Annotated in this window: 13 protein-coding genes; 11 read left to right on the top strand and 2 right to left on the bottom strand. The window is 54.0% G+C overall.

What is annotated here, in order from left to right:
* Positions 1 to 53: 53 nt before the first annotated feature.
* The 8 genes from dinG to Q354_RS0119770 all read left to right on the top strand — a co-directional run bounded on the left by dinG (position 54) and on the right by Q354_RS0119770 (position 8,265).
* The gene (gene dinG, locus Q354_RS0119805; protein ID WP_027859123.1) at positions 54 to 2,174 is read left to right on the top strand and encodes an ATP-dependent DNA helicase DinG; all 2,121 of its coding nucleotides are present in this window, start codon (positions 54 to 56) and stop codon (positions 2,172 to 2,174) included.
* Between the two features lie 17 nt (positions 2,175 to 2,191).
* On the top strand, positions 2,192 to 3,538 hold the full coding sequence (gene rhlB / locus Q354_RS0119800) for an ATP-dependent RNA helicase RhlB (RefSeq protein WP_084332681.1): 1,347 nt from the start codon (positions 2,192 to 2,194) through the stop codon (positions 3,536 to 3,538).
* A 155-nt stretch (positions 3,539 to 3,693) separates the two neighbouring features.
* Positions 3,694 to 3,900, top strand: a complete 207-nt coding sequence (locus Q354_RS0119795; protein ID WP_156948437.1) for a hypothetical protein — start codon at positions 3,694 to 3,696, stop codon at positions 3,898 to 3,900.
* A gap of 60 nt (positions 3,901 to 3,960) precedes the next feature.
* Complete coding sequence (locus Q354_RS0119790) at positions 3,961 to 4,983, top strand: NAD(P)H-dependent glycerol-3-phosphate dehydrogenase (protein WP_027859120.1); 1,023 nt, start codon at positions 3,961 to 3,963, stop codon at positions 4,981 to 4,983.
* A gap of 3 nt (positions 4,984 to 4,986) precedes the next feature.
* A complete protein-coding gene (sixA, locus tag Q354_RS26600) occupies positions 4,987 to 5,448 on the top strand; it encodes a phosphohistidine phosphatase SixA (protein WP_051560411.1) in 462 nt (153 codons plus the stop codon).
* Positions 5,449 to 5,646: 198 nt separating this feature from the next.
* Positions 5,647 to 6,492 carry an alpha/beta fold hydrolase gene (locus tag Q354_RS0119780; protein WP_245601099.1) on the top strand — a complete coding sequence of 282 codons (846 nt, stop codon included), beginning with the start codon at positions 5,647 to 5,649 and terminating at the stop codon, positions 6,490 to 6,492.
* On the top strand, positions 6,489 to 7,364 hold the full coding sequence (locus tag Q354_RS27635) for a DUF4892 domain-containing protein (protein WP_156948436.1): 876 nt from the start codon (positions 6,489 to 6,491) through the stop codon (positions 7,362 to 7,364). The genes Q354_RS0119780 and Q354_RS27635 overlap by 4 nt, the downstream gene beginning before the upstream one ends.
* A gap of 10 nt (positions 7,365 to 7,374) precedes the next feature.
* On the top strand, positions 7,375 to 8,265 hold the full coding sequence (locus tag Q354_RS0119770) for a patatin-like phospholipase family protein (protein WP_027859118.1): 891 nt from the start codon (positions 7,375 to 7,377) through the stop codon (positions 8,263 to 8,265).
* A gap of 1 nt (position 8,266) precedes the next feature.
* On the opposite strand, the gene folE is transcribed toward Q354_RS0119770, so the two are convergent.
* Positions 8,267 to 8,806, bottom strand: coding sequence for a GTP cyclohydrolase I FolE (gene folE / locus Q354_RS0119765; protein WP_027859117.1), 540 nt, complete (start codon positions 8,804 to 8,806; stop codon positions 8,267 to 8,269).
* Between the two features lie 89 nt (positions 8,807 to 8,895).
* Entirely contained in the window at positions 8,896 to 9,450 is a 555-nt protein-coding gene (locus tag Q354_RS0119760; RefSeq protein ID WP_027859116.1) for a Smr/MutS family protein, read from the bottom strand.
* Between the two features lie 73 nt (positions 9,451 to 9,523).
* Between Q354_RS0119760 and prmB the strand changes: the two genes are divergently transcribed.
* The 3 genes from prmB (at position 9,524) to speE (ending at position 12,545) form a co-directional block, all read left to right on the top strand.
* Positions 9,524 to 10,441, top strand: a complete 918-nt coding sequence (prmB, locus tag Q354_RS0119755) for a 50S ribosomal protein L3 N(5)-glutamine methyltransferase (RefSeq protein WP_027859115.1) — start codon at positions 9,524 to 9,526, stop codon at positions 10,439 to 10,441.
* Between the two features lie 72 nt (positions 10,442 to 10,513).
* Positions 10,514 to 11,605, top strand: coding sequence for a chorismate synthase (gene aroC / locus Q354_RS0119750; RefSeq protein WP_027859114.1), 1,092 nt, complete (start codon positions 10,514 to 10,516; stop codon positions 11,603 to 11,605).
* A gap of 85 nt (positions 11,606 to 11,690) precedes the next feature.
* The gene (gene speE / locus Q354_RS0119745; RefSeq protein ID WP_027859113.1) at positions 11,691 to 12,545 is read left to right on the top strand and encodes a polyamine aminopropyltransferase; all 855 of its coding nucleotides are present in this window, start codon (positions 11,691 to 11,693) and stop codon (positions 12,543 to 12,545) included.
* Positions 12,546 to 12,590: the final 45 nt, after the last annotated feature.

Below are 12,590 nucleotides of genomic sequence, written 5' to 3'. Positions count from 1 at the left end.
TATATATCCAGTGTTTTGCTAGAATCGCCGAAAAATTTTCCGGACTTAATCACTTGCTCGACAATTCCACCAAAGCGCGTATTCAGGGCGCTTACAGTACTTTCCTCGAAAACCGTAAGCTCAAGCCGCGTAGTGGTCAGAAGATGATGATCGCTCAGATTGCACGTACGCTTGGCAGTATTGAGCAAACCGGCGAAGGTGAACGTGATGGTGGTGCGCATATTGCGGTGGTTGAAGCCGGTACCGGTACGGGCAAAACCATGGCCTACCTGCTTGCCTCTGTGCCGGTTGCGCAGGCCCGCAAGAAGAAAGTTGTCGTAGCTACGGCCACCGTAGCTCTGCAGGAGCAGCTGATACTGAAGGATCTGCCGCAGCTTGTCGCGGACGCTGGTATCAACCTTACCTATGTTCTTGCCAAGGGGCGTGGGCGCTATTTCTGTGTGTCGAAGGCAGAGCAGGTGCTGCATGACCAGAACGAGTTAGGGCAGATTGCGCTGTATGAGGATGAGCAGGAGCGCAAGCTGGATGCCGATGCGGTTTCCTTCTATAAAAGTCTGCTGAATGACTTTGCTGCCGGAGAGTGGGATGGCGATAGGGATTCTCTCACCGACGCGGTGGAGGAGGAGCTCTGGCGACCTATGACCAGTGACCACCTGCAGTGTACTAACCGGCGTTGTGCGAACTTTAGTATCTGTCCGTTTTTTCAAGCCCGGCAGGCGTTGGATGGGGCGGACCTGATTGTCGCCAACCATGACCTTGTTCTGGCCGATCTTTCACTGGGTGGCGGGGCTATCCTGCCTGAGCCGGCAGATGCGATCTTCGTGTTTGATGAGGGGCATCATCTGGGTGCGAAAACCACCGGGCATTTTGCCTATAGCATGAAGTTGCGCAGTTCGCAGCGCTGGCTGAGTAAGGCCATGCGGCAGCTGAATAAAATGCTGACGGATTGTGAACATCATCAGGTGTTGAGCCGCTATGTTGAGCAGCTGTCGCAACCGTTTACAGATATGGAGCATATGCTGGAGCAGTGGCAGCAGATGTTCTCAGAGATGTTTAAGGACAAGATGGATCGGCGTGAGGCGCGCTATCGCTTCGCGCAGGGGGTTCTTCCCGAAGAGTTAATGGTGCTGGCGTCATCCTTTAAGGGGAGTGCTGAGCGTGCAGCCCAGAAGTTTGAGCAGATTGTAGATCTGCTAAAGCAGGGCATGGATGGAGAGGTAGCCGATATCTCCCGTGATGCGGCTGAGCGCTGGTATCCTCAGATTGGCCAGCTTACCGCGCGGATGCAGGGGATGTGCGGCCTGGGGCGTTCCTATGCGGCCCCTGACCCGGCGGGAAGCTCTCCTACCGCTCGCTGGGTTAATATTGCCGACAGCCTGGAGGGGGTGGACTTTGAGTGTCGGAGCAGCCCCGTTTCGGCTGCGGACACGCTGCGTTCCAACCTGTGGGACGTCTGTTACGGCGCGGTCGTAACCTCTGCTACGCTTACTGCGCTGGGACGGTTTGATCGACTTCAGGCCGACCTCGGGCTGCCTGCGGATGCTTCCTTCGGCTGTCAGCAGAGTCCGTTTGATTATTATAATGCCGCGGAACTGCTGATTCCTGCGATGAAAAGTGATCCCAAGGAACCTGACCTTCATACTGCCGAAGTGGCTGAGTACCTGGAGCGCGAGCTGAAAGAGATTGACGCCGGTCTGGTGCTATTCAGTTCCTGGAAACAGATGCTGACAGTACTGGATAATATGCCGCAGTCTCTGAAAGAGCATATTCTTGTTCAGGGTGAGTTGGCGAAGCATGAAATACTGTCCCGGCATCGCAAGCAGGTAGATCAGGACGTTCGCAGTATCATATTCGGTCTTGCCTCGTTTGCCGAAGGTGTGGATCTGCCGGGGAAATATCTGACGGAGGTAATTATCACAAAATTGCCTTTTGGGGTGCCAGATGATCCTGTAGATGCGACAATGGCTGAATGGATCGAGCAACAGGGCGGTAATGCCTTCTCTGAGTGGGCCATTCCGATGGCTTCAATGAGGTTGACTCAGGCAGCGGGACGGCTGTTGCGAACTGAACAGGATCGGGGGCGGGTAACACTTCTGGATCGCCGTCTGGTGAACCGTCGCTATGGGCGACAGTTGCTGGACGCGTTACCGTCTTTTCGACGAAACTTTGCATAATTCGGATATATATAGTTTTGAGTACCGAACAGATTTCTAACAGTGAGCCGCAGAAGGCTTCAAAATCTCCTAAGGAAAACGGTGCAGGCAAGGAGCGTCGTCAGCGCAGGCGTCGTCCGCGTCGTCGCAGCGAGCCTAAAACAGCTGCAGCGACTGGCTGGACGCCGTCTATGTTTGCAGTGGCTGAGGAAGAAGGTAAAACCCGGTTTCAGGACTTTAATCTGCCGGATGATGTCCTGCGCGCGGTAGCCGATCTTGGTTTTCAATATGCGACCCCGATTCAGGCAGAAACTGTTCCGGCGGCGCTGGCAGGTAAAGACATTATCGGTAAGGCGCAGACAGGAACCGGTAAGACGGCTGCATTCCTGCTGGGGATTATCACTGACCTGGTCGACTATCCGCTTGAAGGCGAGCGTCGTCTGGGTGAGCCACGCGCCCTGATTATCGCGCCTACCCGTGAGCTGGCGCTGCAGATTGCGGCCGATGCTGAAGGGCTGGCGAAGTATGCCGGTCTGCATGTGGTGTCTCTGGTAGGCGGCATGGACTATGACAAGCAGCGTCGTCAGCTAAAGGATAAGCCGGTTGATATTCTGGTGGCTACGCCGGGTCGGCTGATCGATTTCGTCAATAATAAGGAAGTCGACCTCTATCAGGTTGAGGTGTTGGTGCTGGACGAAGCGGATCGCATGCTCAGTATGGGCTTTATTCCGGACGTGCGTACTATTATTCGCCAAACGCCGCGCAAAGGAGCCGATCGCCAGACATTGCTTTATAGCGCGACGTTCTCGGATGATATTATGAGCCTTGCCAGTCAGTGGACGCTGGATGCCGTCAAGATTGAGATCGAATCTGAGCGTAAGACAACGGACAATATCTCTCAGACCGTGTTTCTTGTTTCCGGCGAAGAGAAATATAAGCTGCTGCGCAACTATATCCGGGTGAACAACGTCGAGAAGGTTATCGTGTTTGGTAATCGACGCAGTGAAACCCGTGATCTGGCTGAAAAGCTCAGCAAAGACGGCCTGAAAGCGGCGCTGATGTCGGGTGAAATCTCCCAGCAGAAGCGGGTGCGGACACTTGAAGAGTTCCGCGAAGGCAAGATTCAGGTGCTTGTCGCTACAGATGTTGCCGGTCGCGGCATTCACATTGATGGCGTTACCCATGTGGTTAACTATCAGTTGCCGGATGATCCGGATGACTACGTGCATCGGATTGGTCGGACTGGCCGTGCAGGGGCTACCGGTACTTCTATCTGTTTCGCCTGTGAGAACGACTCTTTTATGCTGCCTGAAATCGAGGCTGAGACCGGCGTGAAGCTCGAGTGTGTTCATCCGGAAGAAGAGTTGCTGAAAGATCTGGACTGAATAGTCTGAGGCGTTTATAGCCCTGGAGTGAAGAAAGCCGGTAACCCTTGGGTGCCGGCTTTTTTATTTCAGGAGATTTCCGGGCGCCTTTGGCTATGGGTTTGCCTCTCCCGGGGCAAGCTGCCACAATGCGCTGGCGTCAGAAGGAGATCGTTATGGATAAGCATAATACCCGTAAAATCAGCAATATAGTCGCAATCGTAGTCAGTGCATTTTTTGCAGCGATCGGAGTCGCGGGTTACCAGCGTACCGGAGATCTGACGCAACTGATGGTCTTCGTGGCGCTTGCAGTCCTGGCTTTCGCTGTTGTGAAGCTGCTTTTCGGGCTGGTGAATAAAGTGTTGGATCATTTCAGTGACTGAATCTCCTCTAGGGAGGTTGCATGTTAACGTTTTGCATAAAGGAAGAGAGGTCATCTTTGAATGTGCGCAGTGAATAAAGTTGCGGTGCTGGGTGGTGGTAGTTTTGGTACCGTAATCGCGAATATCGTCGCCAATAAAGGAATTTCTGTCAGCCTTTGGATGCGCAGTGAGGAGCGGGTGGCTGAAATTAAAGCCACGGGAGAAAACCGCCGCTATTTGCCTGGCTACAGTCTGGCTGAGTCACTGGAACCTACCACCGATATGGCGGCCGCGCTGGAAGGTGCTGAGCTGGTGTTTGTTTCAATTCCAAGTCAGTCGTTTCGTCAGGTGGTGCATCAGGCAGCAGCCTTCCTCCGGCCAGAGCAGATGGTTGTCAGCACCACTAAGGGCATTGAAGCCGGTACCTTTAGCCTGATGAGTGAGATTCTGCTGGATGAATTACCGCGGACTCCTATCGGTGTGCTGAGTGGCCCCAATCTGGCGAAGGAAGTGGCGAATCGCTGTCTGACCGCGACCGTAGTTGCCAGTGAAAGTGACGAACTGCGTCAGGCGGTCCAGCGAACCCTGCATAACGAGTATTTCAGGATCTATGCCAGCAGTGATATGTATGGTGTTGAACTGGGCGGTACGCTGAAAAATATCTATGCCATTGCGGCAGGATTAAGCACCGCCATGGGTATGGGCGAAAACACTAAGAGTATGCTGATGACCCGCAGTCTGGCCGAGATGAGCCGTTTCGCGGTATGTATGGGAGCCAACCCGATGACCTTTATAGGTCTGGCCGGTGTGGGAGACCTGATTGTTACCTGTATGTCGCCGCTGAGCCGAAACTACAGGGTTGGCTACGCGCTGGGCGAAGGTAAAACACTGGATCAGGCGGTCGAGTCACTGGGACAGGTGGCAGAGGGCGTCAGCACGTTGAAGCATGTGAAGGCTAAGGCCGAAGAGATGAATGTCTACATGCCGCTGGTATGGGGCTTGTACGAGGTGGTTTTCAATCAGGCGCCGGTGGCTGAGGTCGTTAAGACGCTGATGCTGAACGAGCAGAGTACTGACGTGGAGTTTGTACTGCCAAGGGAGTGAGCTATGGAACTTTTGCTGATGCGTCACGGTGAGGCCTCCTGGGAAGCGATGCAGGACCAGCTTCGCCCCTTAACGCCAGCTGGTGTGCTGAGTGTCAGGTGCAAGGCGGAGCTGTTGGTGCGGCAAGGGGTTACGCCGGATGCGTTGTTACACAGCGGCTTTCTTCGGGCTGAGCAAACGGCGGCTAACCTGGCTGATGTGCTGGGGTGTCAGCAGGTTATCGTAAATGAGGCCTGGCAACCGGATTGTGACCCGCAGGCCGCGATTGATACGCTGGAGCAGTATGCAGATCTTCCATTGATTTTCGTCGTGGCCCATATGCCGCTGCTTAGCAGGGTTGCCGGGTTATTGTGTGAGGGGCGGGGGGGGATTGGCCCCGGGTTTGCGACAGCTGATATATTGCGGCTGGAGATGGAATGGCCGGGGCTGGGTATGGCAACCGCCGGTGGTTTTATCGCTGAGTAACAGAGGGAAGCAATAGCTTCCCTTTTTTGTTAGTTAACCTGGCTGCGATTAACTGGTGGAGCTATGAGGCGGGAACTGCAAACCGCTGCTACCCAGCGTCGGCTTTATTGTATTTTTCGGCTGGCTGGCTGGCTGGCTGGCGGGTTTTCCTATTTCACAGAATAGTGTGCAGCCGATTTTGTTTTCAGGGAGTTTATCTTGTCAGAATCAGAGCTTCGTTTTGAGATAAATGGCCATCTGATCGCTGCGGTTGAATGGGGCGATCCAACGGGTGTACCGGTGCTGGCGTTACATGGATGGCTCGATAATGCCGCAAGCTTTTCATTTGTGGCGGAGGAATTGACAGGAATCCGGTTGATAGCTCTGGATCTGATGGGGCATGGCTATTCAGATCACAGGCCCGAATCGATGCCCTATTATATCTGGGATAATGTCACTGATGTTATTGCCGTTGCAGATGCCTTGGGATTGGATCAGTTTTATATCGCCGGACACTCGATGGGAGCCAGTGTGGCGACATTGACAGCCGCCGTGTTCCCCCGTCGGGTCAGAGGACTTTGTCTGATCGAGGGGCTGGCGCCACTTGTCTACAGTGAAAGTGAGCTCCCCGGGCGCATGGCCGAGGCTATTCTGAAGCGCCAGCGCATGAAAGGGCGCAGCCTGCGGCCATACAAGTCCATTGATCAGGCTGTGGATGCGAGGGTCAACGGGCGCTGGCCGGTATCGAGGCAGGCCGCAGCACGACTGGTGTCACGGGGGGCTGTGGTCAGTCAAGAGGGGGTTATCTGGCGCTCAGATGCCAGCCTTATGATGCCGTCGGTGCTGCGCATGAGCGAAGCACAGGTTGTTGGTTTTATTCAGAATCTCAGGGTTCCGGTTAGCCTGGTTTTGGGCAGTGACGGTATTGAGGATGAGCAGATGCAAAGCCGAATCGCGTTACTCGAAAGCTGTGAGATTATCCGGCTGGAGGGCGGGCATCATTTGCATATGGAGCAGCGGGCCGCCCAGAGAATTGCTAAGCTGATTAATTGTTGGGCTGCTTGATATTCGATGCAGTGGCTGATTTTCCGGGAGGAAGTAAAGGAATGAGACGTATCTGCTGGGTGATAGGATTAATGCTACTTGGTGCGCCAGTGTTGGCGGCAAAGGATTATCCGGGGTCTTCTGACCATGCCGGACTGGATCGCTTTCCTCTCTCGTATATTGTGCACTATCGAGACCAGAATATTCCTGAATACCGGCTTGCGCTCGGGGAGCTGGAGAAAATCAACGGGGTTGTAACGCCGGAAAAGGAGGTAAGGCTCTCTGGCCCGCTTAAACGGGTTATCTACCGGTTGCCGAATAGCTACTCAGCTCAGGCCCCGTTCGATCACTTCCGTGACCAGTTAACCGGGCAGGGCTTTGAGATTCTTTTTGAATGTGCTGGCCAGGCTTGCGGTAGCAGTAATTATTGGGCGAACACTATCTTTCGATATTCAAAGCTGTATGGACTGGAGCGTTCTCAGCGTTATCTCGCGCTAAAGAAAGCCGGTCAGCATATTGCTCTTTACAGCATCAAGCGGGGCAATAAGCGGGTCTATACTATTGTTGATGTGATTGGTAAAGCTGAGGAGCAAAAAGTATCCAAGCTGGATCAGTTACTTGAAGCAGGCTCTTTGCTCTACCGGCAGCCGTTGGCGGATGAGGTGCTGGAATATTTGCGCCAGGCTGAGTCTCCATTCTGGCTGTTGGGGGCAGTTGCACCGGCTGAGGACGCCGATGCCGGTGTCAGTCGTTCTGTCGGGCTGGCGGAAGCTGTGCGAGATCAACTTGTGGAGGCAGGAATTGCGGGAGAGAAAGTCCGGGTTCACGGTGTAGGTGCTCTGATGCCGTCGAAGGAACTACGCGAAGCGCAGGTGTGGATAGTGATTCCATGAGGAGGGATCTATGGCAACCACCGTGTCTCTGGTGTTGGGGAGTGGGGGCGCACGCGGTTATGCGCACATTGGCGTAATCGAGGAACTGCAGCGTCGTGGCTATGAAATTACCTGCATAGCGGGCAGCTCGATGGGCGCGTTGGTAGGCGGAGTCTATGCGGCTGGTTGTTTGCACGAATATAAGGACTGGGTTACCAGTCTGGGAAAAATGGACATTTTTCGCCTGCTTGATCTTGCGCTGACCAGAGGTACCATCAGAGGTGAGCGCCTGTTCACACGCATTCGAGAGATCGTGGGCGATCCCCTGATTGAAGATCTGCCGTTAAGCTATACCGCCGTGGCGACCGATATCTTCCGCCAGAAAGAGGTCTGGTTTCAGCGGGGATCATTGCAGGCGGCCATGCGGGCGTCTATCTCTGTACCCGGTTTCTTTACGCCGGTTGTGTCAGGCGACAAAGTGCTGGTCGATGGAGGTGTGCTTAACCCCCTTCCCATTATTCCCACCGTAGCCGCGCACGCTGACCTGATCATAGCGGTTAACCTGAATGCTAAGGATGCTGAGCTGGGGCGTCCGAAAATCGTTGCTGAAGAAGTGGTGGATCGTTCCGGGTTCTCAGATGTATGGCGTTCGGCGAATGGCAGGGGCGCTAAGGCTGCCGGCAAGACCCGGCTGGGGCCGCGAATCGGTGGCCGGATTGATGTGCTGCTGGATTCTGTTGAGGTTATGCAGGCAAGTCTTTCGCAATACAAGATTGCCGGCTATCCGCCTGACCTGGTGGTGGAGATTCCTTCGGACCTATGTAGCTTCTATGAGTTTCATCGTGCTGCGGAGGTGATTGAAGTAGGGCGTCAAATTGCCAGAGAGCAGCTTGACGCACTGGAGAATGGTGGTGCGGGGTAGATCAGCTAACCAGAGAGAAGAATTCCGCACGGGTTGCCGGGTTGTCACGGAAACTACCCAGCATCATTGAGGTTTTCATGCTGGAGTTCTGTTTCTCGACGCCGCGCATCATCATGCACATATGTTTGGCTTCGATAACCACCGCAACACCGGCTGCATCAGTGACTTCCTGAATCGCTTCGGCGATCTGCTTGGTCATGTTCTCCTGGATCTGCAGGCGACGCGCATACATATCAACGATACGGGCAATTTTTGAAAGGCCGACTACTTTGCCCTGCGGGATATATGCAACATGTGCCTTGCCGATGAATGGCAGCATATGGTGCTCGCACAGTGAGTACAGCTCGATATCTTTGACGATAACCATTTCGCTGTTATCTGATGGGAACATAGCACCGTTCACAACTTCTTCGAGCGACTGCTCGTATCCTTGTGTCAGGTAGCGCATAGCCTTGGCGGCGCGCTTAGGTGTATCTTTCAGGCCTTCACGGTCAAGATCTTCACCCAGTTCGGAAATGATTTTGGCAAATGCGTTTTCCATCAACTAATCCTACGAAACAGGTCGGGTTTTAAAAAGCCGTTAAAGGTACGTCATCAGATCGTCAAGGTAAAGGGATACCGTTGTCTATTTTAGCTGTCGCGTTTAAGCAGGACGTAGACAGCGCCGGTACCGCCGTCTTTAGGCTGAGCAGAGCAGAACGCCAATACGCCGGGGAAGCGGCGCAACCATTCATTGACATAGGATTTGATCAGGGGGGACTTGCCTGCCTGGGTATGAGCCTTTCCATGGACCAGAATCACGCTGCGCATATTCTGCCGGCGTGCATCGCGCAGGAAGTGGCTGACCTGATCCCGCGCCTGATCAATGCTGTACCCATGCAGGTCCAGTCCCGCTTCCCAGGGAACATGGCCCTGCTTAAGGCGTTTGATCAGGCGGAGCTGAACACCGGGGGATACGAACAGCAGCTCCTCGTTGGACTCGACCAGCCCGACCGCTTCGCTGGAAAGGTCATCGATAACCTTCTCCTCCTCCCGAATTGCCTGGCTGCGTTTATATTCGATGCTGATATCGACCGGTGCGGGCTTACTCAGGTCGGCGCGATCATGATGGTGTCGCGTAATTCCCTGCATCGCCTCACTGAAGTCTATATCGTCGTCCGGCGACAGATCTGGATAGTCTGACATGGCTTTCCACTACAATATTCATTAACATAGCGGCCCTTTTTCGACCGCATTGAAGGTTATTATCCGCGCTGCCATGATAAATGATCAAGACCAGATTCTGGATGAGCTCCAGACGATACGCGACTATATCCGCTGGTGCATGAGCCGGTTTAATGAGCACCGGGTGTTCTTTGGTCACGGCACAGACAATCCGTGGGATGAGGCTGTTCAGCTGGTGCTGGGTGCCTTGCACCTGCCATGGGATATGGATAACAGCGTCCTCGATGCCCGCTTGACGCTTAGCGAGAAGCAGCGGGTACTGGAGTTCGCCGAAAAGCGGATCTTTGAACGCGTGCCACTGCCCTATCTTACGAATGAAGCCTGGTATTGCGATCTGCCTTTCTTTGTCGATGAGCGGGTGTTGATTCCGCGCTCGCCAATCGGCGAGCTGATCCAGCAACAGTTCGCGCCCTGGTTGCGCGAAGGGCCTGTGCACCGGATTCTGGATCTTTGTACGGGCAGCGGTTGTATTGGTATTGCCTGCGCCTATGCATTTGAAGAGGCGGAGGTTGATCTGGTCGATATCTCTCTGGATGCGCTGGCTGTCGCCGAGATCAATATTGAGCGTCATCAGTTACAGGACCGGGTTATTCCGCGCTACAGCGATCTTCTCGATGGTTTGGCGGGCGAGAAATATGATCTGATCGTCAGCAACCCGCCCTATGTTGATCTTGACGACCTCAGCAGTATGCCGCAGGAGTATCATCATGAGCCGGAGCTGGCGTTGGGTTCTGGCGATGATGGCCTGGATATAACCCGCAGGATTTTGCGCGAAGCCTCTGATTATCTGGCGGACGATGGCTTGCTGGTGGTCGAGGTGGGTAACAGCGAAGTGCATCTGATGAGCAAGTTTCCGCAGTTACCTCTGGTATGGATAGAGCTTGAGCACGGTGGCAACGGAGTGTTTGCCATCACCGCAGAAGAGCTCAAGCAGCACCGCGAGCTAATTTAACGGCGTTCGCGACGAACTTTGATAGGGGCGCTATAATTGGCTTCCCTAATTTTCAGGAACAGGGCATAGGCAATGTCAGGAAACAGTTTCGGCAAATTATTTACAGTCAGTACCTTCGGAGAGAGCCACGGGCCGGCCCTGGGTTGTGTCGTCGATGGCTGCCCTCCGGGTATCGAGCTTTCAGAAGCCGATCTGCAGCGCGATCTGGATCGACGCAAGCCGGGTACATCCCGTCATACCACGCAGCGTCGTGAGCCGGATCAGGTGAAGATCCTTTCCGGTGTGTTTGAAGGTAAGACTACCGGTACTTCTATCGGTCTGCTGATCGAAAATACAGACCAGCGTTCAAAGGATTACTCTAATATCGCCGAAACTTTCCGGCCGGCACATGCTGACTATGTATACACTCAGAAGTACGGATTCCGTGATTATCGCGGCGGCGGTCGTTCGTCAGCCCGTGAAACCGCGATGCGGGTGGCGGCTGGAGCTATTGCCAAAAAAGTGCTGGCAGCCAAGGGTGTAGAGGTTAAGGGTTACCTATCTCAGCTTGGGCCGCTGGCGATCGATCCGGCAAACTTTGACTGGAACGAAGTGCATAACAACGCCTTCTTCTGTCCGGATGCAGCGAAAGCAGAAGAGATGGCCGACTATATGGATGCCCTGCGTAAAGAGGGGGATTCTGTCGGAGCTAAGGTCTCTGTCGTCGCGTCCGGCGTGCCGGTCGGGCTGGGCGAGCCGATTTTTGACCGGCTTGATGCCGAGCTGGCTCATGCACTGATGAGTATCAACGCCGTAAAAGGTGTGGAGATCGGAGATGGCTTTGCCGTTGTCTCGCAGAAGGGGACTGAGCATCGCGACGAAATGTCGCCGGACGGTTTTAACTCCAATCATGCCGGAGGCATCCTTGGCGGTATCTCAACCGGTCAGGATATTGTCGCCCATATCGCGCTTAAGCCAACCTCGAGCCTGCGCCTGCCCGGTAACAGTATCAATACCCGTGGTGAGCCGATTGAAGTCGTGACTAAAGGGCGGCATGATCCCTGTGTCGGGATTCGTGCGACGCCAATAGCTGAAGCGATGGTTGCAATTGTATTGCTGGACCATTTTATGCGGAACCGGGGTCAGAATGCCGATGTCGTATCCGGGGTGCCGGTGATCGCCTGAGTGGGTCGGGGCAATAGAATTATTCCTGAGTGCCCGTCTTGTGCGGGCACTTTTCGTTATTGATTTGCATAGTGAAGAACAACTGATGGCAAACGTATATACAGAAAAACTCTATGACGGTTACGGTCAGAGCTTTGATATTGATGAAGTGCTGTTCGAGCAGCAGACCGATTCATGGCACCTGATCATTTTTCGTAACAGCATGTTTGGTACTGTGATGGCGCTGGATGGCATTATTCAGACGACTGAGAAGGATGAGTTTGTCTATCACGAGATGCTTACCCATGTACCGCTGTTTGCACATGGGAATGCTAAGCGTGTACTGATCATTGGTGGCGGTGACGGTGGCATTCTGCGCGAAGTATGCAAGCACCCGGAAGTTGAGCATGTAACACAGGTCGAGATCGATCAGGCAGTCATCGACATGTGTAAAGAATACCTGCCGGGTCATTCTGACGGTGCCTTTGATGATGCCCGCGCCAATATCGTTATTGCGGATGGTATTGAATACGTCAGCACCACTGATGAAAAGTTTGATGTCATTATTTCTGACTGCACCGACCCAGTGGGGCCTGGCGAGGTGCTGTTCTCGAGCAAGTTCTATGAGAACTGTAAGCGCTGCCTGAATGATGGCGGGATCTTTGTTGCTCAGAACGGCGTGGCCTATATGCAGATCGATGAAGTAGTGACCACACGTCGTCGTCTGAGTCCTTACTTCACGGATCAGTCCTTCTACGCGGCTGCTGTGCCTACCTATATCGGGGGCGTGATGACGCTGGCATGGGGTAGCGACGATGCATCCCTGCGCCAGGTATCACTGGAAACGCTTGAGCAGCGCTTTAAGGCGGCTGGCTTTAAGAGTCGCTACTATAACCCGGCGTTGCATCAGGGCGCCTTTGCGCTACCGCAGTTTATACGGGATGCGCTTGACGACGCCTGATAACGGAAACCAAAAGCCGACGATCTGTCGGCTTTTTATTGTCTG

It is taken from the genome of Marinobacterium jannaschii DSM 6295, assembly GCF_000620085.1.
Lineage (GTDB): Bacteria > Pseudomonadota > Gammaproteobacteria > Pseudomonadales > Balneatricaceae > Pontibacterium > Pontibacterium jannaschii.
Note: the sequence above shows the minus strand (reverse complement) of the source record. Positions and strands in the feature narration are given on the sequence as shown.

What these genes read in the sequence shown, in the direction of transcription:
- Q354_RS0119795 (WP_156948437.1), top strand. Translation starts at nt 3,694, where the DNA reads ATGGATAAGCATAATACCCGTAAAATCAGCAATATAGTCGCAATCGTA.
- Q354_RS0119790 (WP_027859120.1), top strand. Translation starts at nt 3,961, where the DNA reads ATGTGCGCAGTGAATAAAGTTGCGGTGCTGGGTGGTGGTAGTTTTGGT.
- sixA (WP_051560411.1), top strand. Translation starts at nt 4,987, where the DNA reads ATGGAACTTTTGCTGATGCGTCACGGTGAGGCCTCCTGGGAAGCGATG.
- Q354_RS0119770 (WP_027859118.1), top strand. Translation starts at nt 7,375, where the DNA reads ATGGCAACCACCGTGTCTCTGGTGTTGGGGAGTGGGGGCGCACGCGGT.
- folE (WP_027859117.1), bottom strand. Translation starts at nt 8,806, where the DNA reads ATGGAAAACGCATTTGCCAAAATCATTTCCGAACTGGGTGAAGATCTT.
- Q354_RS0119760 (WP_027859116.1), bottom strand. Translation starts at nt 9,450, where the DNA reads ATGTCAGACTATCCAGATCTGTCGCCGGACGACGATATAGACTTCAGT.
- prmB (WP_027859115.1), top strand. Translation starts at nt 9,524, where the DNA reads ATGATAAATGATCAAGACCAGATTCTGGATGAGCTCCAGACGATACGC.
- aroC (WP_027859114.1), top strand. Translation starts at nt 10,514, where the DNA reads ATGTCAGGAAACAGTTTCGGCAAATTATTTACAGTCAGTACCTTCGGA.
- speE (WP_027859113.1), top strand. Translation starts at nt 11,691, where the DNA reads ATGGCAAACGTATATACAGAAAAACTCTATGACGGTTACGGTCAGAGC.